The following is a 26,248-nucleotide window of genomic DNA, read 5'->3' on the forward strand; positions in this document are numbered from 1 at the left end:
GATGTCAAGTATGTACGGTTGGCGACAACAGCTTTTACCAGTGCAGTACTGGCAATTTTACGGCAACGGGTGCAGAAACTTGGTCACGCTGTAGCAGACGACCGTTCCCATTTCTCGCTCCGGAGAGGTCTTTGATGGCACGCATTGCAAAAAGAAAGCTGTTAAGTGCCGACACCGTGGATAAGGCATCAGCAGTCCGCTATCAGATGTCGGAGATTCACCAGACGTTGCGTGATCGGATCTGCACTCTCTATTATCCTCCCGGCACCGTACTAGGGGAGACTGCACTTGCGGACGAATTCCAGGTCAGTCGCACACCGATCCGGAAAAATCTTCAGAGGCTCGAGTACGACGGCCTCGTGGAAATAAGGAATGGCGTTGGTACGATAGTCAGGGGCGGTGATCTCCGAGAATACCGTGACACCTACGCATTCCGGCTAAAATTGAGCGAGATGCTTGGTGACTTCTGTTCTCCAGCACACGCTCCCAAAGCGCTTGAGCGAATGCAAGGACTGGTCCTCAGAGCGAGGACGCTGCAACACAAGCCGCCGAATTTCGAAGCATTCGGGCAGATCCTCCATGAGTTGCATTCCGTAATCAACGGTCTGATAACGAACGGAGAGGTTCGCCAAACGCATGACCGTTGTTACTTGCAAGTATCGCGCCTTCGGCTCAATATTGTGGAACTTTTATGGGACGACGAGGTTAAGAACCTCAGCGGAGAGCTAGAGGAATGTTGCTTGGCGCTGCGCGCTGGGGATATGCGCGCTCTTGGACTAGTACAACGGAACTACATTTCGTTCGGTCTCACACATATCGCTCGTTTGATCTCATAGTTTGCCGGACAGGTCATGTAATTTGACCGGTACCGTGATGCGGTAGTTCGAAAGTGTCCAAATTTTCTTGTGCAAAGTGTACGAACGCATAACATCAGATACTGTTCCCATTCTGGAACGGTATTGGTAAAATCGATGCTTGCAGAGGATTGCGAACTGACTCGTGACGGGCTTCCGTTCATATGCGGCGCAGTACCACCCGGCGGTGATGGCTCGCGGCGCAAAGTGTTTGATCTCGGCATTTTCGCCAGGGAGGTGGCTGCGGAGACCGATGTTTTGTGAACCGCGGGCGCAAACGCAAAGAACGGAATCACACTGTCCCCGGGCTAGTGCCAGACTGCTACAACGGTCGGCAGATTACGGCCCCACGGGCCCTGTTCAAAGGCGAGCAGTTCGGCCTCGGCGCTCGGGACTGTGTAAAATTGGTCAGATTGCGGCGGCTAGTTCGCTGCGTGCAGTTCGTATATTCCAACGCGTCGCGGATCAGATGCGCGATGCAGGTTTGTAGCGTCATCACCGGAAACACTTCGACCAGCGCCTCGACATGCCCTTCAGTTCATCGGTCGCGGCAATCAGGATGTTCTGCACGCACCGTGTTTTTAGGTCGCCAAGGAACTTCATCCCGAACTTCGCGCCCTTGATCTGTTCGATCCACAGGCTGAGAATGTCGTGTGTGCCATCCCGGTAGCGCGCCCAGCGGCAGAACACGGGCTCGTTGCATACACCCGTCGTCACGTATCTTACGGGCAACGCCTCAAAGAACGCCACTGGGTACATCGGCTCGAGCGGGCGGGTCTGCTTGGCGCTCACTTCGTCCAACACGGCAGAGCTGATGACTTTAGAAGACATCTCAATGCCGTGCTGCCCGGACACAAAACCTTGGACTTCCCTGCATGGTCATGCCGCACGCGTACATCGCGATGTCTTATCGTCGAACGTTGTCAATCTGGATTGGATCGAGAGTGCCAGCACGGTGGCGTGAAATTTTCAGCCTTAGCGGACCGTCGTCGGCAGACTCTTGTCGCCGTTGCACTGGTTGGTCGTGTTCCGAGGCCATTCCATGCGATTGGCCCAGATGGTGAACAAGCTCTGCGCCCATGGCGCGCACTATAGTATCTGAACGCTGCCGACACGAGCGGCGCAGCCTCGGCGATCGATCAGTTCCTTCGGAATCGACGGCAGCGTTGGCTGATCCGCAGAATCCGGACTCGGTTTCCGCGGCATGGGATGCTCCTTTCATCCTATGCGATGAATACAGAAATCGAGACCGGTTCACAGAACCTAACAGGGATACGGTGTTCTTTATTCTTTCGAGTCGCTCGGTGAGGCTCTGTGGTGATCTCATGATTTCGCTTGCGGAACAACAGATTCGTCACCGCTGCGAATAACCATGCTTAGGTCATGACGCAAATACTCTTCACGATTCTTGGGAGATATCCCTCGTTTCAATAATTGAAAGGCAAGGTATTCTTCCCACGAGAAGGCATCAAATCCGAGGTGGTAATTAATGTGTTGCTGGTCCTTTGCGTGTGTAAGAACAATCCATTGATGCCCCAGTGGGTGCGGAGCATCGATGAGAACGAGGTCTAACCCGCATTGCTCGGCGAGCGAATGAAGAGTTGAAGCCTTGTAATACTGAACTTCTGGATACGACCAGTCTGTACCGATGCTGTCTGAATCTCCCGCCAGAAAAGCCGTCACAAATTTACCATTTGATCGCAGACTCCGCGATACTGATGTGAGGCACGTTTTAATTTGCGTCTTGCTCGCATGCGTAAATATTCCAGCGGCAATTATGTAGTCAAACTGACAATTGAACTGGGATGCATTAAAATCTGAAATATTCCACAAACATTTACGCCTATCCGTTTGGTTTGCAGCCGAACGAGCCGATTCTATCGGTGTGACGAACATCTGATCACACGCGCGAGCCGATAGCCGTCCCGCTGCGAGGCTGTCGCAGCGGTTTGGAGCCACTCCAAACTTCACGCATGCCGCCAATGCAAGAGCAGTGCCAAGGCGCAGGCGGGCAGGCGTGTCATGGCTCGGCAATGTCGAGGTTGTCGAGGATATGCCCAGCTTGCTATGCCAGTGTTCGAAAGCCGACAAAGCTACCGTTGCTGAGGGGCTTGTCAGAAATCTCTCAATCTCTCTGCGGCGGCCCTGAGAAGGATGTCCACGTAGCGATGCCCTGCATGCACCGGCCACCGCATCGGCATGTCCGGCTCGTGTTGTGAGAAGGGGCAGACGAGGGGGTGTCGCAGTAAGGCGCTGGAGTAAGATTTGCCCCCACATTGTTGCCGGCCTTGTCCACCGCGCGGTACAGGTGTTTCCACTGGCCGCCCACCTTGACGTACGTCTCGTCCATGCGCCAACTGGTGCCGACCAGACGTTTGTGTCGGCGAAACGCCTTCTCGAACAGCGCACGAGCTTGATGACCCAGCGGTGCACCGTCGAATGGTCCACCTCAACACCTCGTTCGGCCATCATTTCTATATGAACGCGTCCCTTTGCGCCAGTTCTCGCATGTTATGACAGACAGGATGGGCTGCTGCTCTATATCCGTACATGGACTCCCGCCTATGAGCAAGATCGGTTTGCAATTTGAAGGTCTCGACTGCGTCCGTACATTCGGCTTTTGATGTGCTTACTATCAGCACGAGCCATCATGGAAGTTTGCGCGCTTGCCCCTCATCGGCCTTCTGGCTTCGTAATGCAGCCGCCGGATATATCAGGATCTGCAAGCGCCGGTCCGACCGGTTCGCCATGCTTGCCGCTTCTTGCGCAATCGCGAAGAGGGTAAAAGTACTGAGATATTAAAGATTACTACGCCACCTTAAAGCTATCGTTGCTCGTCAATATGGCCCAGGCGATTCGCGCCGTCTTGTTCGCTAGAGCGATTGCCGCGACACTCATGTGTCGGCGTTGCATCACAGCTTTGATCCATCGACTATGCCGGTCGTCGCGGCGATTCACGAAACGCATCACTGCGCGCGCACCTTGTACAAGCAAGGTCCGGAGATAGGTGTCGCCGCGTTTTGTAATGCCCCCCAACTTCGCCTTGCCGCCGCTCGATCGTTGTGTCGGCGTCAGTCCCAACCATGCCGCGAACTGTCGTCCGTTCTTGAACTGCGACGGATCTCCAACGCTGCTGAACAACGCGGTCGCTACTAGCGGGCCGATGCCAGGAACCGTAGCAAGTCGCCGGCAACCCTCGGTTTGAATATTTCGGCTATCTCGTTAGGGCCTGTTCACACTAATCGTACTTGACCGTATACTTCGGTGATGGAAATCACCGAAGCCCAATATCAGCGGATTGAGCATTGCCTGCCGCGACAACGCGGCAATGTCAGCCTGACAAACCTGCAGGTGCTCAATGCGATTCTTTATGTGGCCGAGCATGGTTGCAAATGGCGCGGACTGCCCAAGCGCTTTGGCCGATGGCACACGATCTACACGCGAATGAATCGCTGGTCCCGCAACGGCGTGCTGGATCGTGTGTTCACTGAATTGCAGCGTGAGCAGATCGTTCGCATCAGGATCGAGGCGGTCTCGCTGGATAGCACGATGGTAAAGGTTCATCCTGATGGCACCGGTGCATTAAAAAAAACGGACCTCAAGCAATCGGAAAATCCCGAGGTGGATGGACCACCAAGATTCATATGGTTGCCGCGGATGCTCGAACAGCCATAACGTTCGCCCTGTCTGCTGGCCAGGCAGGTGATGCGCCAGAGGGGCGAGCCCTGTTGCAAAGCCTTGGCTCGCCCAATCGGCCACTGCATCTGCTGATGGACAAGGCGTACGAAGGCGACGAGACGCGACAACTCGCACTCGACCTGGGGTTCATTCCGGTGGTTCCGCCGAAAAGCAATCGGCTTGAGCCGTGGGAATACGATCGCGAAATGTACAAGCGCAGAAACGAAGTGGAACGCCTGTTTCGCCGCCTTAAAGGCTTTCGCCGCATCTTTTCCCGATTCGACAAATTGGACGTGATGTTCCTCGCGTTCATCAATTTCGCCCTCATTGTCGACGGGCTCAAATAGTGTGAACAGGCCCTAGTGAGTTCATCGACCCATTGTTGAAGGGCCGCGAGCTGTTCGAGGTACATCGATCCCAGGCGTCGCAGCACGAGCGTGATCCGGGCATCAAGATTGTTGACGAGTGCGACGATACCGTGTCTTAACTGGGAATGCCTATCGGGAAGATGAATCCCTCTTCGGCAAACATGCTGCGGATCTGGTTATACTTCGCCGTTCGTTCGTGAATGAGTCGCTCGCGCATGCGGTGAATCGACTGTAGCGACTGCTGCTCGGCGCTCTTGATGGGCACCGGGTGAATGCCGGGCCGAGAAACAGCTGCGCAAATAGCTGCCGCATCATTCGCATCGTTCTTTCCGCCGACTCGGAATGGTTTCACGTACTGTGTTGGCAGGAGACGTGCCGTGTGCCCGAGGATTGTCAATTCACGAGCCCAGTAGTGGGAACCGTGACACGCTTCGATACCTATCAGACTCGGCTCCAGCTTTGAGAAGAACTTTAGTACCTCAGCGCGGCGCAGCTTCCGCTGTACGACCGGTTTGCCGGCACGATCGACGCCATAAACCTGGAACACGTTTTTCGCGATATCAAGACCGATGGTGAGCGTAGTCATGTCGAATCTCCCGAAAGGGGCTCCGGCAGTGTGCGCCCCGGAGGGGGCGGGAGTCCATGCCATCAGGCTTGTTGCAGCCCAATGGGCTACGGCCCCTATGAAATCCGCTGGCCCGCGCCTCATTCTTCAAGCGAGCTCGAAGCTCTAGAGATGATTCAGGCTTGGCGGGCTCCGGTCCTACCTGGCTTGTCATCACACTCGATTGCTGCGCAACGTTTCGACGTTCACCCTGTGTTAAACGTTGATCTGCTTCATGGCGCGGGGAGCTCAGACTGGCTTCGCGCTCATATATCCTTTCTTGTACGGCCGGTCATGCGCAAGGACCGCCCAGATCGTGCGCGCCATCTTGTTGGCCAATGCGATGACCACGACATTCTTTGGCCGCCGCCTCTTCATCTGCTCGACCCACTCACCCGGCTCCTTTGTATGCTCGAGAACGCTACGCGCACCGTGGATCAGCAGAGTGCGTAGATACGTGTCACCCCTCTGATCCCGTGCAGATTCACCTTGCCGCCCGACCCCGTCTGCCTCGGTACGATCCCGACCCACGCAGCGAACTCCCGCCCCGAACTGAACGCTTTGGCGTCGCCCATCATCGCAACTGCTGCCGTTGCCGTCAGCAGTCCGACGCCGGGAATCTCGCCGATTGCTTTTACCGATTTGTCTTCCTTCTTCCACTCGCGCATGCGGCGCTCAATCTGTACTACCTGTTCGTCCAGCTTCGCCAGTCCGTTCCACTGCTCGCGGAATGTGTCAATGATCACAGCAGGCAGACGTTCAGCGAGCCGTTCGAGCACCGCCGGTATCTCCTTATCCAGTTTGCTTCGGCCCTTGCTCATCACCTCGCCGTATTCCGTCAGCAGTCCTCGCAGGTTATTGATCTGCATCGTTCGGAACTTGAGCAGTTGCTGCCTCATCCGGTGCAGCCCAAGCATAGCTTGCTGTCTCGGTTTTTACCGCTACCGGCTTGCCTGGCTGCTGTACTGCCAGCCAGATCGCCCGGGCGTCCGCCGCATCGTTCTTATTGCGGATGTTGAATGCCTTCACAAACTCTCCCGGCATCAGCTTCACCTCGTGGCCCATCGGCGTCAGTTGCCGGGCCCAGTGGTGCGCACCACCGCACGCACGACAAATTCACATCCACCGGGTAATGCACCCGTTTGAGAGCCGTGTCAATGCTTGGGGGCCGCGTCTTCTCCGTTTTTGGCCGTCAACAATGCGGGCGGGGGGGCGAATCTTACGACCGGCTCCTTACTGCGACACTACCGTCCTGCGTGCCAATGTTCAGGTCCGGCAATTTGTCCTCGAACAGACCGGGCACGAGCGTTAGCGCAATTCTTTTGAAGTCGCGAAAGGTTCGGGCATAGCCCCGTCGTAGTTTTTCCTGGATAAAGGCTCTCGTCCGAAGACGGGCGATTCAGATCGACCACATAACGTGAAACGCGCGCGCCGATGGTCCGTCGCACCTAAATCGAGTGCAAAGGCATAAAGACGATCCCGATGCCAATCGGTATCGGCGACTGTCAACGCCGCATCCGTGCACTGGTTTCGCAGGGCGTCGGGGATGTAAGTGCCGAGATGCGGAATAGAGATGAGAAGCGGGGCGTTTCCGCGCGTTAATGTGTAGAAGTCGTTCACGAAACCTTTCTAGTTCGTCAGTTTCGGGAGCAATGCGTCTGCCGGTAGCTGGGGCAAACTGCGGGTGAGCGCGGGGCAGATAAGCTGATCCAACACCCGACCGGTGAGCGAAGAGATATTCTCCACGAACTCAACCCACTTCCCCTGCCTGTGCAGGATGAAAAAATCGCGTCTACTGAGCCGTCCTGTCGGGAGTGGAAAAACGGCGATCTCGTTGAGATAATGTCGTGCCTGCCATAGACAAAGCGGCGTTGAGATCGCAAATCCAAGATTTGCGCTGACCAGACTAAGCATCGGATCGGTGGCATCGAATTCGTATCGACGCGGGCCATTGATGCCCAGATGTCGTGCCAAGCGTTCGATCTGCTGTCCAATCACCGATCGGGCCGTATACCGTATCAACGGTAGCTCAGCGGCTAATTGCCTCCAATGTGAGTCTTTGGGCGCGCGTCCATCAAGCCAGCGGCGAGACGTTACAGCTAGAAAAGCCTCCGAGAGAAGAGGTAGCTCGACAATGCGGTTGTCGTTGACCACCGTCTGCGTGCACACCACGACATCGACCTCACCATCGTGCACTTGTCTGGAAAGTGCAGGCGTGAGCCCCGACCACATCTCGATCTGGCGAGTTGACCCGGACATCGCGCGGATGATTTCCGGCCCGACGGTAGCTGCGAATGAATCGACGCATCCGAGGCGCACAGGCGGGGTGCCAGCTAACGAAGCATCCTTGATCCGGCCGCTGACCGTATGCGCATGCTGGAGCAGTGGACTGGCAAGTTCGAGCAAGGCGCGCCCAGCCAGATTTGGACGCGGTGGACGGCTGTCCCGGTCGAACAGATCTGCACCCTGCTCGCGCTCGAGAGCAGCGATGGATTGACTTACCGCGCTTTGGCTGACTTGGAGGCGCTTCGCGGCTGCCGTCATTGAGCCGGTCTCACACACCGCAACGAACGCTTCCAAAGCGCGAAGATCGATGGGTGACCGAGGGCGTTTCATTGTTGCTCCCAACATGAAGGCTTTTGATGAGACGTACCATCCTGAAACGCCGCACATGCCGGCCGCTATGAGCACGACGCTCGTTTGAGCCCGAAGCCGCTCATATCGCCATCAACCAAAGCCTTCGTGCTAAAACCGCTGCCGAAGTGTGCTCAGTGATTGACTTGAGACCCGAACGGGTTTTCGTGCCTCAGTGCCGCGTTTCGGCAATGTGCTCAGTACGAGGAAAGAAGCCGACCATACCCGTTGATACGGTCCGGCAACCCTGCAAGCCTCATGACGTCCCAAGCGACTGCCTGATTGCTGGTAATGACTGGCTTTCCGGTCCGCTGTTCAATCTCCTCGATGACTTCGATCGATCTGAGTGCTCCGCAGCTGATGAAGATCGCGTCGGCGTCTGGCCGATCCAGAAAGAGAGCCATTTGCACGATGCTGTCGGGCGTGACTCGCACCATATCGCTGTCTTTCTCTAGCTGAAGACCATGGATAGCCAATACTTCAAAGCCCTCGTTTTCCAGATAGGACTTTTCCATGATATTGATCTCGTCGAGATAGGGCGTACCGATAACGATCCGTTTGGCACCGATGGCACGAAGTCCGCGAATCACCGCTGTGATCATGCTTGTGGTCTTCGCATTCGGAGCGCCTCGGGTCAATTCCGCGAAAACTTTCTTCTCACCAACAACAAGGCTGCCGGAGGTGCAACCGTAGCAGATGACGTCGAGACTGCCGTCAGGAAGGATTCGAGCCGCCGCATCAGCAAGGCTGGACGCGATGTTGTCGAGGGACTCCCTCGTGATGCTATCCGGATTGGGGACCCTTGTGAAATGGATTCCTATCCCCTTCGGAAGCAAGGTGAACATGTCGTCTTCAATCGTCTGCTCGGTAGCAAGCAGTACAAATCCGGCCTTTGCACGGTCATGGCGACCACCATCAAGCCTGGCTTCAAATCCAGTCTTCTCAGTCATGATATGGACTCCTATTTATGAAATAACGTGTGCGTATGGACATGGTCACCCTGCTGGTGCAGTCGGGGCTGTGCGCGACTAGCCAGTTATGAATCGTGCGATGCGAGCCAATCCGAAGGAGATGTAGTTGCGTTGCACCAGGCCCAAGGCGCGCATATCTGCCGCCCGGAGCGCCCGGCAGCACTCTTCCAGCTCATGGTTTAAATACTCGACTTCTTCTTCCCAAAGATCGCTAACAAAGTTGTACCAGACACGTGATGCCTGAAAATAGCACCGGTCATGCGTCTGTCGCAGTTCCCTGTTTCTGATCAGTTCATTGATCGCGAAATGTAGCTCGTGAAGGATCGCCCAGAACTCGTCGAAGTTGCGAGAGGTGTTCGATAGCGCGGCAGCGCGCGGAACCAGTCGCTCGATGCGCTCAAGTGCCTGCGGGGCATCGGTGGGCGAACAAAAGTCACCCAGCATCTCGCTCAGCCTCAACCGGAAATTGTAGGTGTCACGGTACTCCCGAAAATCAACACCGCTCACGATCGTACCGACGCCGTTTTTTGTCTCAACCAGACCTTCGTACTCGAGGCGCTGCAGAACCTGACGAATAGGCGTGCGGCTAACTTCGAATTCTTCGGCAAGCACGGTCTCTCCCAGCAATGTGCCAGGCGGATAGTGGAGGCTGCAGATGCGATCGCGCAACGTCCGATAGATGTCCGGCGTCTGGCCGCGAACTGCGGGCGCTTTCGAGGTGGGCCGCAAAGCTTGTCCCTTAAGTTTGACCACGCGTGCCATTAAAAAATCCTTCACAAGTGTGGTTGTGATAGTCGGCGCCGCCCAGTGATGACTGCGCTGGTGCTGATATCTGCCCAATGATAGCCAGGATCAGTAGCTGTTCGCAACCTGTACACAGCTTAGCGCGATTTACGGAAAGGGAGAAGCTCTGCGTGATGGCATCAGCCGGTCGTTACGGTGCGCACAGAAAGTCAGGAGCCTATGGTGTGGTTGTAAGTAACTGAATAAGCGCAATAAACATCGCTATCATCCGATTTTTCCAGCCCCGTGAAACCTCGGTTTGCCTAAGCAAACATACCACTTGACATGCCAAATTGGTGCTCCTAGAGTCGAGCTGTGTACTTGCTGCATACAGCTAACAATGGAGGACATGTGGACGAATATGCAGGCCGGGTGGGCAAACTGCGTGACGCACTGCGTCGCGCCAATATCGATGTGGCGTTGATTAGCGACCCAGACTCAGTGGCCTACTTCGGGGGCTTCTGGAACTATCTGGGCGTTGAGTTCGGCCGCCCTACGCTGATGGTGATTTCTCAGGATCATGAGCCGGTCCTGATCACGCCGTTGATGGAATCCGAGATGTGCGGTCTGATGACCTGGGTCAAAGATATCCGTCCCTGGGCCGATGGTATTGATGATGAATGGCGAAAGCCGCTGCGAGAGGTACTGCAGGCTTCGAAGGCAAAGCGCGTGGGGATCGAGCGCGCGAAAATGCCGCCGCTCGTTTCAGGTGCACTTCCCGTTGAGGCAGGCAGCCTGACCGATGTGGGGCAGATCATCTTCGATCTGAGGACGATCAAGTCTGGAAGCGAAATCGCGGTCATGCGGCAAGCCGGGCAGGTGGCTGTTGCGATGGTCGAGGCGGCAAAGGAAGTCATCCGGGAGGGCGTACCGGAGTACGAGATTGCACTGGCAGTGATTGCCGGGGGCACCCGAAAAGCTGCTTCGTTCCTTGATGAACACAAGGATAGATTCGTTTCGCCGACGATCTACAACCTTCAAATCCTCCAGTCCGGACGTGACGTCTGTCTTGTACACCGCCGATCCTCGGTTCGCACACTGAAGCGCGGCGACCCGGTCTACCTGTGCTTCTGTGGCATCGCCAACTTCAAGAACTACAAGCTCGGCTTCGACCGCGAGTTCTTCGTCGGATCGGTGACTGACGAGCAAGCTCGGGTTTATGAGGCCGCGGTTGCAGCGCAGCAAGCCGCGCTCGCGCAGATCAAGCCAGGTGTGCGCTGTGAAAATGTCAATGCTGCCGCTGAAGAGGTCTATCGGGACGCGGGATTTGCCCCGGGATATCGGACCGGGCGCTCGATCGGCTACTCGTTCCTTGAGACGCCGGAGCTCAAGCGCGGCGAGCAGCGGACCCTGGAAGCGGGTATGACTTTCGCGGTCGACGGTGGCATCACGATCGAAGGAGAGTTTGGCGGGCGAGTAGGAGACTCGATCGTCGTGACGGCAGATGGATTTGAATATCTGACCGATTATCCGCGCAAACTGACAGTGGTGTGAGCGCCATGGACGATCCGGTTACCCTCAGAACGCTGATCGCGGTGAATCGCGAGTTCTTCGGCAGTCGTTGGAGCGAGAAAGATCTCGAAGAGCTGGTCAACCCGCGTTTTGGCGTCGTCTCGGATCTGTCCAGCCTGGTAGAGCGGCTGTCAGCAATCCGGGCGAAAAATCTTGCTGACCAGGCCCCGTTCTGGATCGTGGAGTGTCAGCCATGAAGCCAGTGAACGGCAACACCCTGAGAGGCATTTCAAAGGCGCTTTCGCGTGGGGATGTCACAGCCCTTGAGGTTGTTGATCACAGCCTCGCGCTCGCGGAGGCGACCAATGGGCTGCTCAAGAGCCTGATCACGGTGACCGGTGACTGCGCTCGCGCTCAGGCAAGGTCGGCCGATGAGCGCCGGCAAGTTGGTAGACGGCGGGGAATACTCGACGGTATCCCGTACGTGGCGAAAGACGTATTCAAAACGGAAGGGATCCGGACTACGGCGGGAAGCAAGGTATTGGCTGAACACTATCCGCAAGAAGATGCCGTTGTCGTTCGGAAGCTGGCGGAAGCGGGAGCGGTCCTCGTTGGCAAGGCGAACATGCACGAGTTCGCATATGGCGCGACAGGGGAGAATCAGTTCACCGGCACGACAGTGAACCCGTGGGACCAACGGCGCCTGGCAGGGGGCTCCAGTGGCGGCTCGGCTGCTGCTGTTGCAGCCGGGATTGTTCCCTTTGCGTTGGGCACTGATACAGGGGGATCAGTGCGTGTACCGGCAGCGCTGTGCGGAGTAACCGGCTTCAAACCGACGTTCGGACTGTTGGACTCCACTGGCGTCATTCCGTTCTGCTGGACGCTTGACCATGTGGGCATCATCGCCGGGAATGCGGATGACGTTTCCGTGGTGATCGACTCGCTGACAGATCTGCAGGTCTTCCGTACCAATGGCTCGCTGCATTCCCTTCGTATCGGGATTCCAAGAGGCTGGACCTCTCTTCTTGAACCTGGCGTTCGAGCCGGATACGAACGGGTAGTTGCCGTTCTAAGGGCGTCCGGCGCTACTTTCCACGAGATTGACCTGCCGGAACATGCTGAATCCCGGACCGTATCTCTCACCATTCAACTGGCCGAAGCTTTGGCGTATCACTCGCCATTGATCGCGTCGTCAGGTGAGCAATATGGGCTCGATGTCCGCAGCGGCTTTGTCCTCGGTCAGCAGTTATCCGCCGAAAGCTATGTGCAATGCCAACGGCTGCTGAGCGCGTACCGGGCGTCGTTCACGCGACATTTCGAGACCATTGATGCCATTCTGACTCCCACATGTCCGGTCGTCGCCCCCGAGACAGGCAGTACACGAATACCAGTCGGCGATCAACTTCTCCCGATCGGTAACGCGCTGACGCTTTTTACGTCCTTCTTCAATCTGGTCGGCGCGCCGGCCGTCGCACTGCCTGCCGGCACTGATGACAAGGGATTGCCAGTCAGTGTGCAACTCATCGGCGCACCAGGCAAGGACATCGCGATTCTTGAACTTGCACGACATCTTGAACAGGAACTGGCGCGAAGGTAAACGTGGCAGCTCTGTAGCGAATTCCACTTCAACGCAATGTAAAGGGGTTAGTATGCAAATCCGCAAAACATCGAAGCACGCTCGGACCTGTCTCTTCGTGCTGCTGAGCGCGATTCTTCCTGTCACGTCTGCCAGTGCCCAACAACTGGTCGTCGCCTCGTTCGGTGGGGCATATACCGCAAGCCAGGCGAAGGCCTTCTTTGAGCCGTACGCCGCAAAAACCGGGACCAAAGTCCTTCCCGCTGACTACAACGGCGGGCTGGCAGAGCTTCGTTCGCAGGTGCAGGCGGGCTCCGGTGCGTGGGACGTGATCGATCTTGAATTCCAGGATGCAGCTCGCGCATGCGACGAAGGATTGATTGACCCGATAAAGCCAGGTTCGCTTCCAAACGGTCAGGATGGCAAGTCCGCGTCTTCCGACTTCGTGCAGGGTTCCCTGATGGACTGCGGCGTCGGAACGATCCTCTGGTCGAACGTGATTGCATATGACAAGCGAAAGTTTACCGGGGAGCAGCCTGCAACAATTGCCGACTTCTTTGATTTGAAGCGGTTCCCGGGCAAGCGCGGGCTAAGCAACAAACCGAACGGAAACCTCGAATGGGCGCTCATGGCTGATGGCGTACCGCGAGACAAGGTTTATGCAACCCTGCGCACGGCGGCCGGCCTCGAGCGTGCGTTCAAGAAACTCGACACGATCAAGGCTAACGCGATCTTCTGGGGGGCGCAGGCACAGTCCGTCCAGCTTCTCGCCGATGGAGAGGTCGTGATGACAGAAGGCGGCAATGGCAGATTCACAGACGCCATCACCAAGGACAAGAAGCCTTTCGGTATTCTCTGGCAAGGCCAGATCATCAACGGTGATGTGTTTGCTGTATCGAAGGCCAGCAAGAATAAAGCGGCTGCGCTCGATTTTATTCGCTTTGCCACTTCGGCGCCTCAGCTTGCTGCGCAGACAAAATACATCAGCTATGCCCCCGCGCGTCGTTCCGCATTGCCATTGGTGGACGCATCGCTGCGAGAGAATCTGCCGACATCGCCTGCGAATCTGAAGGTTGGTCTCGCCAGTGACACGGCGTTCTGGAACGACGAGCAGGACGAAATCAATCGCCGTTGGGCTGCGTGGATGGCCCACTAAGAGGAACGTTATGAACATGCTAAACGTCTTCCACCAGCGAGAACAGGGCAATGCTGGACGAGCCGATAGTGACCACGTTGTTTTCTCCCAGGTCGAGAAGAGCTACGACGGCAATACGCACGTCGTCAAATCACTCTCGCTCTCAGTCAAACGTGGCGAGTTTCTCACGTTGCTGGGTCCGTCAGGCTCTGGAAAAACAACGACGCTGATGATGCTTGCAGGCTTCGAGGCACCCACTGCGGGGACGATTAGCATCGGTGGCGTGAATCTGACAAACACGCCACCACATAAGCGGGGCATCGGCATGGTGTTCCAGAACTATGCCCTGTTTCCTCACATGTCGATTGCGGACAACGTGGCGTTTCCGTTGGCCGCAAGGAAGATGCGAAGGAGCGAGATCGCCGAGCGCGTGGCACGGGCGTTGGAGATGGTCAAGATGCAGGATTATGCGTCGCGCCGGCCCGCGCAGCTTTCAGGGGGGCAGCAACAACGTATTGCGCTGGCCCGAGCGCTTGTGTTTGAGCCAACTCTTGTCCTGATGGACGAGCCGCTCGGCGCGCTGGACAAACAGCTTCGCGAGCACATGCAGACTGAAATCAAGCACCTGCACAAGTTGCTGGGCGTTACGGTCGTGTATGTGACCCACGATCAGGACGAAGCTTTGGCGATGTCCGATCGGGTCGCCATTTTCAACAATGGAGTGATCGAACAGATCGGGCCGCCCACTGAGATTTATGAATCGCCGAACACCGAGTTTGTGTCACGGTTCGTCGGCGACAACAACCTTCTGGAAGGGGTTGTGGACGACTGTTATATTTCAGAAAGGGGGGGCTATCGCGCAAAGATCACGCACGGCGCTTGCCAATTTGAAGCGGTGGCCACCAAGCCACTTGCGTCGGGTACGCATATCACCCTGGTGTTAAGGCCGGAAAGGGTGTCGCTTGCTGGACAGGACGGATCTTTTGAGAACCAGGTGAGTTCCCAGATTGTAGACTCGACGTATTTCGGCGATCACGTTCGCCTGACATGCCGAATCCCCAGCGGCAACGAAATCATAGTGAAACTGGCGAATACGTCGAGTCTGGGTTCCCTTCAGGCCGGGCAGACGTTGCCTATCGGCTGGCGCTCGGCTGATAGCCGTGCACTACTGGCAATGGGAGGATAGCGATGAGCCCGATGACTATGGCCGAGACGCACAGCCAGGACGCTTCATTTCAGGAACAGTGGGGCGCCGCATTGAAAACGCGCGTTCAAAAAGCGCGGCGGCGCGAGACGCGCAAGTCGTTGTTGCTGGTTGTGCCCGTGATTCTGTTCCTCATGCTGACCTTCCTCGTGCCAATCGCCAAGATGTTTCAGGTCAGTATCTATGATCCGACATTGCGCGATCTTCTGCCAAATACAGCTCGTACGCTCGATGGCGGTATGAAGGTGACAACGGGGAACCAGGTCTGGCAGAACCTGGCCCGCGATCTCGTTTCGGCCAGAGATCAGGGCAAGCTGGGCATTGTCGCGAGCCGACTGAACGCTGAGCGTCCAGGGCTGCGATCCATCGTAGAACGTACTGCCCGGCGCGCAGCGACTAGTGACGATGTGCCTACCGCCCAGTGGTTCGCAAATATCGACCTGGCCTGGGGTGAACCCGAAATAATGCCCATGCTGGCGCGTGCCACGCGCGCATTCACATTCGACAACTATCTATCGGCGTTAGACTTCCGCCGCGATGAAAAAGGAAGCATTGCTTCCCAACCGCAGGATGAGCGGATTTATCGGTCTTTATATTTGAAGACTTTCGGGGTGGCTATCGCCGTCACGGTTCTTTGCGGTGTAATGGGCTACCCGATCGCTTACCTGATGGCGACGAGCTCAAGGGCGACCGCGAACCGGCTGATGATCCTGGTGCTGGTTCCATTCTGGACATCCATGCTGGTTCGGGTTACCGCATGGATGGTGCTGCTGCAGTCCCAAGGCGTCGTGAACGATCTTCTCGTGCTCGCTGGCGTGGTCAATGAGAACAATCGCGTAATGCTGATCTACAACCTTACCGGCACCTTGATAGCGATGACACATATCCTGTTGCCGTTCTTCATACTTCCGCTTTACAGCGTGATGGTCGCGGTACCTCCCAGTTATATGCGGGCCGCGCAATCGCTCGGTGCCGGACGGTTTAGTGCCTTCTGGAAGGTCTATTTCCCTATCACGCTCCCAGGCGTCGGGGCTGGCGCGCTGCTGGTGTTGATCCTGGCCCTTGGGTACTACATCACACCGGCTCTTGTCGGTGGACAGTCGGGACAGGTGATCTCCAATATGATTGCTTTCAATATTCAGACCTCGCTGAACTGGGGTCTCGCGGCCGCACTGAGCATCGTGCTACTGGTTGTGGTGCTGGCCCTTTATTTCGTCTACAACCGTCTGATCGGTGCTGAAAACCTGAGGATGGGATAAGCATGAACATTCATACGCAGCCATTTCGCTCGCCCGTCGAGAAAGGATGGAACGTTATTTTTGTACTGATCTGCACGACGATCTTTCTTTTTCTTGTTGCGCCGATCCTGGTCATCATTCCTTTGTCCTTCAACGCCGAGCCCTATTTCACGTTCACACGGGCAATGTTGCACTTGCATACCGATGCGTGGTCCCTTCGTTGGTATGACTCATTCTTTAGCAACCCTCGCTGGTTGCTTTCGGTGAGGAATAGCCTCGTCGTCGGCGTCGCGACCACGATTCTCGCAGCGTCAATCGGGACCGCGGCAGCGCTAGGTTTAAGGCAGCGCCTGCTGCCTGGCAGGTCGCTCATGATGAGCTTCATCCTTGCACCGATGGTGGTGCCGACAATCGTTACAGGCGCCGGAACCTATTTTGTTTTCGCAAAAGTTGGGCTGGTCGATAATCTCTGGGGGCTGATTGCCGCGCATACTGCGCTCGGGATTCCATTCGTCGTAGTCACGGTCCTGGCTTCTGTCAGCGGCCTGGATCGATCATTCGAAAGAGCGGGCGCGATCATGGGGGCGCCACCGTGGATGGTTTTTCGCAAGGTCACACTACCACTCATCATGCCGGGCGTAACGGCGGGCGCAGTCCTGGCCTTCATCACGTCTTTCGATGAGGTTGTTTTCGCGCTGTTTCTGTTGCCAAGTCCGCAGTACTTCACATTGCCCAGGCAGATGTGGTCCGGCCTTCGCGAGCAGATCAGTCCCGCGATTCTGGCCGCGGCGACGCTCTGGATATTGCTCTCATTGGTCATGATGTGGCTCGTCGGCGCACTTCGCAAAAGAGCGGCGCTTGCGCGACGATCGTCGTAGGGGCGCCCCGTGTCTCATCTCGGTCGCGTAATCGTCGAACGCGGCAACTCACCGCTGCTCGTCCTGACTCCCCATGCCGGTAGGCAGATCCCGCAAGATTTCATCCGTCCGCGAGGTGGGGAGGCGATGCAGGGTGATATTGCAGACCCGGCTGGCGAAACCGTCCGGACACTGGCACGAAGCCTCAACGCGTCCTTGATTGGCGGACCGTATCATCCATGCGTAATCGATCTGAATGTTGACGCGGACGATCCGGATCTTACGCCGCATTTCAATCGGCTGAGAGTCTGCCCGTCCCACACAGCCGATGGCGAAGCGCTCTATGATGACGACGTCGGATACGAACGGGCGGTGCACGCGAGGGTCGCACAATACTGGCGACCTTTCCACGACGCCGTCACTCAGGAGCTTTGCCGTCTGCATTCCATGCATACCCGCGTGCTCGTATTTGTCACTCATGCGGGACAATGGTTGCATTATCCTGACAAGCGAGCTTACCTCGCAGATTTCACATTTTCGACGCACTTGGGCCGATCCGTCGACATCCGCCTGCTCGAGGCACTAACGGCCAACGTCGAGCGAGGCGGGTACTCGTGGGTGCTGAATCCTGGCGACGCCGGCGGCGTCGCTGCGCAGAGATACGGCAATCCGGGGAACGGAGTGCACGTTATCCAGGTTGAGATCGGCGCACGATGGCGAACAGGCTGTACGTTCGATCCAAGTCTGCGACCGGCAGTCGTCACCGAGGACGGCCAGGAGGGTTTGTCTTCGATTCTCGCAAACATGCTCAACACCCTTGGCTCCAGGCTGGTGGAGATTGATCGCTGAGACGTTGATAAGCGATTGTTCATCGAGGTAGAGCGAGTTCGCGGTGCGAAGACTCGCGACTTGCGCTCTGCACTTGCGCTGATTGCGGGAGCGACGCATGTTGTGCTTGTGGCGGTGGGATTTCATGTGGACATCGTTGCGCGTAAGTATCCTCAAACGGGTAACTCTTTTTTCTGCTGCTTCGCGTGATGACGTCAGTCGAGCGCTTGTAGCAACACTCACGGCTCAAGCGCATGCAGTGGCTCGAGTTAGGCGGCGTGGTCTCGGTCGGAGCGTGCACCGTCTGGTCGCGAAGGGGGCATTTCCGAGCGTGCTTGTCGCGTTCGGCTATCCGGTGATACGTCGTACCGGGCGGGAACGGGCGTACCGGATGCCGCGAAGCGCGTTATGGAGGGTGTGCTGCCGGTCATTACCGCACGCGACGACGCTCGGATCGCACTTTTGCGGTTCATGTGAATGCGGTGCGCCGAACTGGCGCGGCACGGGGACAGCGGTCCTGAAAGCCCACGCTTCGGGAACCATAGATATATGATTATCGGGGAACAGGGACGCCTCCTGAGATTGCGCCAGGAGGGTCGTCCTGCAAACACTCTTCGTCAAATCCGGCTCGTTAGTTCTGGCAAGACGGTAAAAAGGTCATCCACAAGGCCGTAGTCGGCAACGCTAAAAATCGGCGCTTCCGCATCTTTATTGATCGCGACGATCACCTTTGAGTCCTTCATCCCGGCGAGATGCTGGATCGCGCCGGAAATGCCGACCGCGATGTAGAGTTGCGGTGCGACAATCTTGCCGGTCTGTCCGACCTGCCAGTCGTTTGGCGCGAAGCCTGAATCCACCGCGGCGCGCGATGCACCTACTGCCGCGCCGAGCTTCTGCGCCAGCGGATCGAGTAGCGTGAAATTGTCCGCGCTGCCCATGGCGCGCCCGCCCGACACGACGATGGGTGCCGACGTCAGTTCCGGCCGCTCGCTCTTTGCGAGCTCGCGACGAACGAAGCGTGCGCAGCGTGTGCCTTCGCTGGCGTCGTGCGTTTCGATCGGCGCGACACCACCAGCCGAGGGCGCGGCATCGAAGGCGGTCGTGCGAATCGTGGCGACCTTGATCGGGTCGTCGCATTGCACCGTGGCGATTGCGTTGCCCGCGTAGATCGGGCGATCAAAGGTATCGGCCGAATGAATGGCGATGACATCGGAAATTTGCGAGGCGTCGAGCTTCGCGGCGACACGCGGTGCGACGTTCTTGCCGGAGGCGGTCGCGCAGAACAGCACGTGCGTGTACGACGGCGCGAGCATCAGCACCTGCGTGGTGACGTTCTCGGCGAGACCGTCGGCGAGGTGGGGCGCGTCAATAAGGATCACCTTATCGACGCCTTGTATCGCGGCGGCCGCTTTCGCGACGGCGCCTACATCGTGCCCGACGACGAGCACGTGCACACAGTCATTCAACTGGCGCGCGGCGTTCACCGTGTGCAGCGTGGCGAGCTTGAGCACCGAGGCTTCATGGTCGGCAATGACGAGAGTGGTCATTCAGATTACCTTCGCTTCGTTTCTGAGTTTGTCAATCAGCGTGGCGACGTCAGGGACGCGCACGCCGGCCTTGCGCGCTGCCGGCTCGACGACTTTCAGCGTCTTCAGGCGCGGCGCCGGATCGATCCCGAGTTCAGCCGGTGTGAGGATATCTAGCGGCTTTTTCTTCGCCTTCATGATGCTGGGCAGCGTCACGTAACGCGGTTCGTTCAGGCGAAGATCGGTTGTCACGATAGCCGGCAGGTCGAGCTCAATCACTTCGAAGCCGCCGTCCACTTCACGCGTGACGGTTGCCGTGTTGCCCTGAATCTCAACGGCGCTCGCAAACGTGGCCTGCGGCCAGTCGAGCAGCGCGGCGAGCAATTGGCCTGTCTGTCCGGCGTCGTCGTCGATGGCCTGCTTGCCGAGAATGACCAGTTGCGGCTGCTCGCGTTCGACTGCCGCCTTCAGCAGCTTCGCGACCGCAAGCGGTTGCAGCTCAACGTCTGTCTGAATGTGCAGCGCGCGGTCCGCGCCGATGGCGAGCGCCGTGCGCAGCGTTTCCGCGCTCTGCGCCGGGCCGCACGTTACTGCGATGACGTCGCTGGCGTGGCCGGCTTCCTTCAGGCGCGTCGCCGCTTCGATGGCGATTTCGTCGAACGGATTCATCGACATCTTCACGTTGCCGATATCGACGCCCGTCTGGTCCGCCTTCACGCGAACCTTCACGTTGTAGTCGACAACACGTTTCACTGCTGCCATGACCTTCATGCATGCTTTCCTTTGATGGGGAGAGAGTCGGCGTGCGCGGCGTGCCAGCCGCGTGACACGGGTTCGATGATGACAAGCGCACCGTATGGCGCGGGGGCATGTGTTGGTGCTTCGTTTGAGACTTTGCCGGTGTCTTCGTCGCGCGATGGCGCAATCTCGAGCGCAGGGCCGTCGGCGAGTCGCGTCGCGACGTGCGCAGCGTCGAGCACAATGGCGCCTCCGCTGTCTGTCGCGCTAACGATGCCACTGCCGCACAGCGTTACAACAAGCACGAAGCAGCCGGCCTGCACATACGCCGCTTCGTACAGCGGCGTGATGTGCGCGTGGTAGCGCCCGCGCGCGGCCATCGCGTTGAGCTTGATGACAGGGCCGTCGCGCAACGTGGCCTGCCAGGTGGTGCCCCCGTCGTATTCGGATGGGCGACCGGGTTGGAGTTCGACGCGCGTCGTGCCTTCGTCTAGCGTGACGCCTGCACCTTGCATCACGAGCGACACGCGCGTCATGCCGGCGAACCGCGAGTATGGACCGTCGCGTTCGACGTCCGCGAGGCTGATGCGCCAGCCGCCGTCGACGTCTTCCGCGAGCATCCGCATGGTGCCGCCGCCGTTGCGCCAAGGTTGCAATGCGAACGACGTGAGCGGCCGGATCGCGAGGCCGGCGGCTGCCTTCGCGTCAGGAGACGGCGCCGAGCCCATACTTGCCGGTCAGGAGCTTGCCGGTTGCGAAGCGTTCGATCGAATACGGTTTGAGCGATACATCCGTCGGCAAACCGAGCGCGCATTGCGCGAGGATCTTGCCGACCGTCGGCGAGAGCTTGAAGCCGTGGCCCGAGAAGCCGTAGCCGACCACCAGACCTTCGATGCCCGGCAGCGGACCGAGCACCGGATTCCAGTCCGGCGTCACGTCGTACACACCCGTCCACGACGACGCAATGCCCGCAGTCTCGTAGGCGGGGAACCGCTCCGCGACCTGCGCGCCGACATCGACGATGTAGTCCATCGGGATGTCGCCTTGTTCGGTGTCGGCAGTGTTCAGTTTTTCTCCGACCACGCCTTCGCTGACCAGCATCTGGTTGCCGCCATAGCTGCGGTAATAGAGCATGCCATCCGACGCGAGATCCTTAAACACGGGCATCGTGAATGTGTAGGGCGCTTCCGCATATTCGAGCGCAAGTACCGCGTGACGCTCGGGGGCGATCGGCAGCGTCTTGCCGGTCCAGCCGGCGAGTTCCGGCGTCCAGATGTTTTGCGTGCTGATGACGGTGCCGGCCGCGAAATCTCCGGCGCTGGTCGATACGCCGACCACCTTTCCATTTTCGATGAGCAACTCGTTGACGGCGACGTTTTCGCGGATTGTTACGCCGCCGCGACGCGCGGCGCGCGCAAAACCGGTCGCCGTGAGATAGGCGTCGGCGAAGCCGGCTTCTGGCTCGTAGCCGATGAGCGCAGCGTCGTCGAAGGTGGCGATCGGCATCAGTTCTTGTGCCTGGCGCGCGTCGAGCAGTTCGAGCGGAATGCCCTGCTGCTTCTGTTGATCGAGCGATGCACGCAGTGGTTCGAGCTTGTCATCGTCGGCTGCGACGATCATGTAGCCGCATTTGACGAGGCCGCACGACGCTTCGTCATCTCCGAGATAATTGGTGAAGTCGTTGAACGCCGACCAGGACTTGCGCGCCAGTTCGACGTTTTCCTTTACCGAATAGTGCGTACGCAGGATCCCGGACGACTGAGCCGTTGTGCCGGCGCCGATCGTCGCCCGATCAAGCACCAGCACATGCTTTGCGCCGAGCTTTGACAGGTGAAAGGCAACAGACGTCCCGATCACACCCGCGCCTATCACAATCACATCGTATTTGTTCACGGACGCACGCCCCTTGTGAGATTGATGTGCCCAGTCTGCGCTTCACCGTGGAGGCCTACGTTTGCATAAGCAAATCTGTTGATCGCCCATAAGATGCAGCTCAGGCGCGAGAGATGTGACAGAAACACTCCGATGGGTGGCACTATGGAGTCTTACCATGTACTCGGGCGGGTGAAAAAGTCCAGATGCAAGAGATTGCAAGAGGTGCTTTCGTGGCGATGGCTGCAATCGCGATCGCCTTGTTGAGTTGCGTGGCTGCGCGCTGTTTGTTGCGGCTTTTCCTGTCATCGCCGCGCGCGGCGGTGGTTTCCGAGGTGATCGGCCTGGCCATGCTGATTGCCTCGTGTGCTTATTATTTTAGCGGCGGGCGAGCATAATCGAGCCAACCATCCACCGCATGTACAGGAATGCAACGGAGGCGCCGCGCCCTGCACGTCGCGGCCTTCGTGCGGCACATGTAGCGTCGTGCCCGCGACGTCGACTTCCGAGTAGCGCGGATTGCGCCTCAGCACTTCCCCGGGCAGCGTGTTCGTGCGGCCGAGAAATGTCGATGCAAACGGCGTGGCGGAGCCCTCGTAAGCATTGTACGGCGTGCTCAGTTGCGCGATGCGGTCGCTCATCGTCATCGCTTCGACCTGATCGTGCGTGACAAGGATCGTTGTGATGCCGAGACGCTTCTGGATCGCGCGCAGTTCGATGTGCATTTCCTCGCGCAGCTTCGCGTCGAGATTCGACATCGGTTCGTCGAGCAGCAGCAACTCGGGCCGCATCGCGAGCGCCCGCGCGAATCGCGACGCGCGGGCGCTGGCCGCCCGACAGTTCCTTCGGATAACGCGTGTCGAGACCTTTTTCAACTGCCGGGATATTGCCGGGTGTGCGCCCTTATAGGCCTTAACAAAATGAGTTCTTCAATCTTCGCCAACAGATGATGCAGCAGGCGATTTTCATGAAAGCTTCGTGGATAAAAGCGAGCCGTTCGAAGCGTATGCGTAGCCGGCGAAAGTTGTGAAGCCACGAAATAGTTCGCTCCACGACCCAGCGTGTTTTGCCTAGCCCGCTCCCGTGAGGCTGACCGCGCCGAGCGATTTCGGTTGCAATGCCGGCGGCACGTAGTGGACGTCGATATTTGTCGTGGTCGTAGCCTCTGTCACCTTGAACGACCCGAGGCTTCGATAGTGGTAGTGGTCGGCCACGCTTGCCGCTGATGGGCGGGATAGCCTCGACCAGCGCTTGAAGTTGAGTGACGTCGTTGCGGTTGGCGCCGGTCAGAATCACCGCGAGCGGGATGCCCTGCGCTTCGGTGATGAGGTGGTGCTTTGGACCGGGTCGCGCGCGGTCTGTGGGATTCGGTCCCGTTTTTGACCTGAGCCCACAGCACGGATTGAAGAGGAGTCGACGATGACGCGAGACCAGTCGATTTGGTCGGCGGCACGTAGCCGCGCAAGCAGCAACCAGTGCAACTGGTCCCAGACGCCTGCCTCCTGCCAGTCACGCAGGCGGCGCCAGCAACTCATACCGCTGCCGCAGCCCATATCACGAGGTAGCGGGTCCCACCGAAGGCCGGTCTGCAAGATGAAGAGGATGCCTGTGAGCACCGCGCGATTGTCGAGCGGTTTGCGTCCTGGGTAACGGTGACGCCGCAGCTTTGGAGGGGGCAGCAACGGTTCGATGAGTGCCCAAAGCTCGTCGTCGAGTATAGGTTTAGCCATTTCCCTTTCGTCGTCGAAACAATGAGCAGGTTAACAGCATTTATCGAGGGTTAACAGCCCCTTCTTCATTTTGTTAAGTGTTCTTAATGCACGTCAAATGGAAAGAGAACTCGCAATTCTCAGTGATACACCTCGGTGACCCTCAAGCAGTATTCGCAGCTTACCCGGTTCGTCGAGGTGACCGATAACCGAATCGGCGAGCATGTCGATGACAGGTCCTGGCGCGGTGCAGGGTAGCGTAATAGTCTCATCGACGGTGCTTGCGCCAAAGTTCAGAGCTGTAATCTGAGTCTCTTTCCCTCCAGGAAGTTCGTGAACCATTACTAGGAGGCCTGGCGCGACAACGTCAGGAATCTCGATTTGCCTACTCGAGGCAATGCCGTACGAGTCACGCACAGCGAGGAGACGCTTGAGTTGCGAGGCGAAAGAGGCAGGGTCGGCGAGCTGCTCCGGCAACGTACCGTACAAGGCCACTGCGCGCGTTATGCCTTCATCAGATGTGTATGCGTGCGGGTTTTCTCCCGTCAGATCATAAGCGCCGCGTTGTACCCAGCGCGTGTCTCCGTCAGTCGTTCGCTCCTCGACGGCCTCAATGGGTAAGGGCAGTGCGCCGACAAGGTCCCACCCCGATATTGCAAAAACGCCCGGCTGCAAAGCATTGAACATCGCAAGAAGAAGATGAATTTGTCGGATATTGTCTCTGTCCCCGGGCGTTATGGCGTCCAGGTCCAGAATATTGAGTGCCGCAGTGATGACGCTGGCTGTCGTGCAAGACACGCCGTTTGTCACGAAAGGAAGGTTGTAGGGTGCATGCTCGCCGCTCAAGCGCTCGTACATCTTCTCCCGGATATGCTCTCGAAGAGTGTTGCCGTTCCATGTCTGCCCTTGGAAAATAAAAGTTGCGTTAGCGTGTAGCGTCCAGAAATGTACGAGCTCCAGCGTCAGTTCATCATGGTTCTGAAGTGCGTGAATGAGAGACGCCGGGTCGATGCCGTACTGATGGACTTTGCGTAGCATCAGTCGCAAGAATTCAGTGTCTCCCGTCAGAAGTGCATGCTGATACGCAGGACGTGTGACGAAGTCGTAAGACAGGTCAGCGCCATTTTTGGACATTGCCGCCATGTCGTCGAGGGTGAGATTGAGTTCCTGAAAGCTGAACCCACCGGCCTTACGAATCGCCCCGGCGAGAAGCTGGTTGCCCGCGACCGCGAGTGGATGGCTCTGCGACCATGCATTGCCGTGTGGTCTTCGCTCGATGCCCAGGAAGCCGTTGGCATCTAGGCGAAGTCCGCGAGCGCCGAGAACGTCCAGGGAGTGCAGAGCATCACCGATACTGATTTGTTGGGCGGCGAATGTTGGGTCGAGCCAGTTTAGTGACGGTTGACCTTCCTTAAAGTAGTGAAGGTATACCCACCGGCGCATTACGCCGTCTACGCCAAGTACAGGCGCGGTTGCACTCCAGTCTGTTTCCTTGACGCCTGGCGCAAAAAACATTACCCGCTGAAGTTGGCCAACGATGTAGCACTTGCTTTTCAGGGTGTCGACCACGTCAGCCGGCAGATTGATGGAATCTTTTCCTCCCGGTACGTCTGGCAAAAGGTTCCAGTCGCCAGGCATGATCTCGATCATATGGTAAAGGCCCGGATAGTCCCCGTAATTCATCTCAGCGAGCCGGAAGTCGGGGCCTTTGCCAGTATGCAAAGGAATGACATCGTCAATGACAACAGCGTTGTGCGCTGCCGCCATGCGACTCATTGCTATGAAATCTTCTTCTGTACCGAATCTGGAATCGATCTCCAGGCCGATGCGATCAAAGTTGCCGTCTACCGAATGGGTAAAGCGCTCGCCATTAAGACCACCGGCGACTTTGGTTGGACCCGGGTGAATTGCATTAATACCCATCGAGGACAACGAACGCCACAGTGTCTCGCTTCCCAATGCCTGGAGTACCGACTGTCCCGGCGCGGCTATAACCGCGCTCGGGTACGCGGTGAACCAGACAGACGAATTTGCGCACACCCCACGCGGGCGGGCCTCGGCATAGGGGTGACGCCAAAGCTTGGCTTGCCCCGCATAACTGCGTGCCCGTGCGCGAACCTGGTGGAGCATTGAAAGACTCACGAGCCACTGGATATGCTCTGAAGCCGGAACATTCATGGCAGACCTCCTCGAGATATTCTTGAGGCGATATCAGCGTTTG

20 protein-coding genes and 7 pseudogenes are annotated in these 26,248 nt (G+C 57.7%); 10 read left to right on the forward strand and 17 right to left on the reverse strand.

Annotated elements, in window-relative coordinates; all coding sequences use genetic code 11:
* Positions 1-134 precede the first annotated feature (134 nt).
* A complete protein-coding gene (locus VSR68_RS35710; RefSeq protein ID WP_342944258.1) occupies positions 135-836 on the forward strand; it encodes a GntR family transcriptional regulator in 702 nt (233 codons plus the stop codon).
* 513 nt (positions 837-1,349) lie between these two features.
* On the opposite strand, the pseudogene VSR68_RS35715 reads toward VSR68_RS35710, so the two are convergent.
* From VSR68_RS35715 to VSR68_RS35730, 4 genes and pseudogenes are all read right to left on the reverse strand, one after another.
* Positions 1,350-1,715: pseudogene (locus VSR68_RS35715) on the reverse strand (transposase); the annotation flags it as partial.
* Between the two features lie 462 nt (positions 1,716-2,177).
* Positions 2,178-2,825 (reverse strand): hypothetical protein, encoded by a 648-nt coding sequence (locus VSR68_RS35720; protein WP_342944259.1) that lies wholly within the window; start codon positions 2,823-2,825, stop codon positions 2,178-2,180.
* 301 nt (positions 2,826-3,126) lie between these two features.
* Positions 3,127-3,329 (reverse strand): annotated as a pseudogene (locus tag VSR68_RS35725) (DDE-type integrase/transposase/recombinase); the annotation flags it as partial.
* A gap of 333 nt (positions 3,330-3,662) precedes the next feature.
* Positions 3,663-4,058 (reverse strand): annotated as a pseudogene (locus tag VSR68_RS35730) (IS110 family transposase); the annotation flags it as partial.
* Positions 4,059-4,121: 63 nt separating this feature from the next.
* On the opposite strand from VSR68_RS35730, the gene VSR68_RS35735 reads away from it, so the two are divergent.
* A protein-coding gene (locus VSR68_RS35735; protein WP_342944260.1) for an IS5 family transposase occupies positions 4,122-4,879 on the forward strand; the annotation gives its coding sequence in 2 pieces (ribosomal slippage) (positions 4,122-4,437 and positions 4,437-4,879; 759 coding nt in all).
* Positions 4,880-4,892: 13 nt separating this feature from the next.
* On the opposite strand, the pseudogene VSR68_RS35740 reads toward VSR68_RS35735, so the two are convergent.
* From VSR68_RS35740 to VSR68_RS35765, 6 genes and pseudogenes are all read right to left on the reverse strand, one after another.
* A pseudogene (locus VSR68_RS35740) lies at positions 4,893-5,486 on the reverse strand (IS110 family transposase); the annotation flags it as partial.
* Positions 5,487-5,753: 267 nt separating this feature from the next.
* Positions 5,754-6,611 (reverse strand): annotated as a pseudogene (locus VSR68_RS35745) (IS110 family transposase); the annotation flags it as partial.
* A 233-nt stretch (positions 6,612-6,844) separates the two neighbouring features.
* Positions 6,845-7,124, reverse strand: a pseudogene (locus VSR68_RS35750) (N-formylglutamate amidohydrolase); the annotation flags it as partial.
* Between the two features lie 9 nt (positions 7,125-7,133).
* A complete protein-coding gene (locus VSR68_RS35755; protein ID WP_342944262.1) occupies positions 7,134-8,120 on the reverse strand; it encodes a LysR family transcriptional regulator in 987 nt (328 codons plus the stop codon).
* A 215-nt stretch (positions 8,121-8,335) separates the two neighbouring features.
* Positions 8,336-9,088 (reverse strand): arylmalonate decarboxylase, encoded by a 753-nt coding sequence (locus tag VSR68_RS35760; protein ID WP_342944263.1) that lies wholly within the window; start codon positions 9,086-9,088, stop codon positions 8,336-8,338.
* 78 nt (positions 9,089-9,166) lie between these two features.
* The gene (locus VSR68_RS35765; protein ID WP_015004797.1) at positions 9,167-9,871 is read right to left on the reverse strand and encodes a GntR family transcriptional regulator; all 705 of its coding nucleotides are present in this window, start codon (positions 9,869-9,871) and stop codon (positions 9,167-9,169) included.
* A gap of 372 nt (positions 9,872-10,243) precedes the next feature.
* Between VSR68_RS35765 and VSR68_RS35770 the strand changes: the two genes are divergently transcribed.
* From VSR68_RS35770 to VSR68_RS35805, 8 genes are read left to right on the forward strand one after another with little or no spacing between them, the layout of a single operon-like run.
* Complete coding sequence (locus VSR68_RS35770) at positions 10,244-11,386, forward strand: Xaa-Pro peptidase family protein (RefSeq protein WP_342944264.1); 1,143 nt, start codon at positions 10,244-10,246, stop codon at positions 11,384-11,386.
* Positions 11,387-11,391: 5 nt separating this feature from the next.
* Positions 11,392-11,601 (forward strand): hypothetical protein, encoded by a 210-nt coding sequence (locus VSR68_RS35775; protein WP_342944265.1) that lies wholly within the window; start codon positions 11,392-11,394, stop codon positions 11,599-11,601.
* Complete coding sequence (locus VSR68_RS35780; protein WP_342944266.1) at positions 11,598-12,941, forward strand: amidase; 1,344 nt, start codon at positions 11,598-11,600, stop codon at positions 12,939-12,941. Before VSR68_RS35775 ends, VSR68_RS35780 begins: the two co-directional genes overlap by 4 nt.
* 52 nt (positions 12,942-12,993) lie before the next feature.
* Entirely contained in the window at positions 12,994-14,076 is a 1,083-nt protein-coding gene (locus VSR68_RS35785; RefSeq protein WP_342944267.1) for an ABC transporter substrate-binding protein, read from the forward strand.
* 10 nt (positions 14,077-14,086) lie between these two features.
* Positions 14,087-15,241, forward strand: coding sequence for an ABC transporter ATP-binding protein (locus VSR68_RS35790; RefSeq protein ID WP_342944268.1), 1,155 nt, complete (start codon positions 14,087-14,089; stop codon positions 15,239-15,241).
* Positions 15,242-15,243: 2 nt separating this feature from the next.
* Positions 15,244-16,518, forward strand: a complete 1,275-nt coding sequence (locus VSR68_RS35795) for an ABC transporter permease (protein ID WP_342944269.1) — start codon at positions 15,244-15,246, stop codon at positions 16,516-16,518.
* A gap of 2 nt (positions 16,519-16,520) precedes the next feature.
* Positions 16,521-17,375 carry an ABC transporter permease gene (locus VSR68_RS35800; protein ID WP_015004801.1) on the forward strand — a complete coding sequence of 285 codons (855 nt, stop codon included), beginning with the start codon at positions 16,521-16,523 and terminating at the stop codon, positions 17,373-17,375.
* Between the two features lie 9 nt (positions 17,376-17,384).
* On the forward strand, positions 17,385-18,203 hold the full coding sequence (locus tag VSR68_RS35805; RefSeq protein ID WP_342944270.1) for an N-formylglutamate amidohydrolase: 819 nt from the start codon (positions 17,385-17,387) through the stop codon (positions 18,201-18,203).
* A gap of 596 nt (positions 18,204-18,799) precedes the next feature.
* Here the strand turns inward: VSR68_RS35805 and VSR68_RS35810 are convergent.
* From VSR68_RS35810 to treS, 7 genes and pseudogenes are all read right to left on the reverse strand, one after another.
* Positions 18,800-19,729 carry an electron transfer flavoprotein subunit alpha/FixB family protein gene (locus VSR68_RS35810; protein ID WP_342944271.1) on the reverse strand — a complete coding sequence of 310 codons (930 nt, stop codon included), beginning with the start codon at positions 19,727-19,729 and terminating at the stop codon, positions 18,800-18,802.
* Positions 19,730-20,479 (reverse strand): electron transfer flavoprotein subunit beta/FixA family protein, encoded by a 750-nt coding sequence (locus VSR68_RS35815; protein WP_342944272.1) that lies wholly within the window; start codon positions 20,477-20,479, stop codon positions 19,730-19,732.
* On the reverse strand, positions 20,476-21,174 hold the full coding sequence (locus VSR68_RS35820) for a HutD/Ves family protein (RefSeq protein ID WP_342944273.1): 699 nt from the start codon (positions 21,172-21,174) through the stop codon (positions 20,476-20,478). The genes VSR68_RS35815 and VSR68_RS35820 overlap by 4 nt, the downstream gene beginning before the upstream one ends.
* Positions 21,152-22,339: an FAD-binding oxidoreductase gene (locus VSR68_RS35825; protein ID WP_342944274.1), complete on the reverse strand. Its 1,188-nt coding sequence runs from the start codon at positions 22,337-22,339 to the stop codon at positions 21,152-21,154. Before VSR68_RS35825 ends, VSR68_RS35820 begins: the two co-directional genes overlap by 23 nt.
* Positions 22,340-22,761: 422 nt before the next feature.
* Positions 22,762-23,188: pseudogene (locus VSR68_RS35830) on the reverse strand (ABC transporter ATP-binding protein); the annotation flags it as partial.
* A 42-nt stretch (positions 23,189-23,230) separates the two neighbouring features.
* Positions 23,231-24,048, reverse strand: a protein-coding gene (locus tag VSR68_RS35835; protein WP_342944275.1) for an IS5 family transposase whose coding sequence is annotated in 2 segments (ribosomal slippage) — positions 23,231-23,700 and positions 23,700-24,048 — 819 coding nt in all. Because the reading frame shifts where the segments join, the coding sequence is not laid out codon by codon here.
* A 93-nt stretch (positions 24,049-24,141) separates the two neighbouring features.
* Positions 24,142-26,205, reverse strand: a complete 2,064-nt coding sequence (treS, locus tag VSR68_RS35840; protein WP_342944276.1) for a maltose alpha-D-glucosyltransferase — start codon at positions 26,203-26,205, stop codon at positions 24,142-24,144.
* Between the last annotated feature and the right edge of the window lie 43 nt (positions 26,206-26,248).

It is taken from the genome of Paraburkholderia phymatum, from assembly GCF_038900715.1.
In the GTDB taxonomy this organism is placed as follows: domain Bacteria; phylum Pseudomonadota; class Gammaproteobacteria; order Burkholderiales; family Burkholderiaceae; genus Paraburkholderia; species Paraburkholderia phymatum_A.

Coding starts and splice junctions, on each gene's coding strand:
- VSR68_RS35800 (WP_015004801.1), top strand. CDS start 16,521: ATGAACATTCATACGCAGCCATTTCGCTCGCCCGTCGAGAAAGGATGG.
- VSR68_RS35795 (WP_342944269.1), top strand. CDS start 15,244: ATGAGCCCGATGACTATGGCCGAGACGCACAGCCAGGACGCTTCATTT.
- VSR68_RS35765 (WP_015004797.1), bottom strand. CDS start 9,871: ATGGCACGCGTGGTCAAACTTAAGGGACAAGCTTTGCGGCCCACCTCG.
- VSR68_RS35815 (WP_342944272.1), bottom strand. CDS start 20,479: ATGAAGGTCATGGCAGCAGTGAAACGTGTTGTCGACTACAACGTGAAG.
- VSR68_RS35760 (WP_342944263.1), bottom strand. CDS start 9,088: ATGACTGAGAAGACTGGATTTGAAGCCAGGCTTGATGGTGGTCGCCAT.
- VSR68_RS35710 (WP_342944258.1), top strand. CDS start 135: ATGGCACGCATTGCAAAAAGAAAGCTGTTAAGTGCCGACACCGTGGAT.
- VSR68_RS35780 (WP_342944266.1), top strand. CDS start 11,598: ATGAAGCCAGTGAACGGCAACACCCTGAGAGGCATTTCAAAGGCGCTT.
- VSR68_RS35810 (WP_342944271.1), bottom strand. CDS start 19,729: ATGACCACTCTCGTCATTGCCGACCATGAAGCCTCGGTGCTCAAGCTC.
- VSR68_RS35820 (WP_342944273.1), bottom strand. CDS start 21,174: ATGGGCTCGGCGCCGTCTCCTGACGCGAAGGCAGCCGCCGGCCTCGCG.
- VSR68_RS35785 (WP_342944267.1), top strand. CDS start 12,994: ATGCAAATCCGCAAAACATCGAAGCACGCTCGGACCTGTCTCTTCGTG.
- treS (WP_342944276.1), bottom strand. CDS start 26,205: ATGAATGTTCCGGCTTCAGAGCATATCCAGTGGCTCGTGAGTCTTTCA.
- VSR68_RS35775 (WP_342944265.1), top strand. CDS start 11,392: ATGGACGATCCGGTTACCCTCAGAACGCTGATCGCGGTGAATCGCGAG.
- VSR68_RS35755 (WP_342944262.1), bottom strand. CDS start 8,120: ATGAAACGCCCTCGGTCACCCATCGATCTTCGCGCTTTGGAAGCGTTC.
- VSR68_RS35790 (WP_342944268.1), top strand. CDS start 14,087: ATGAACATGCTAAACGTCTTCCACCAGCGAGAACAGGGCAATGCTGGA.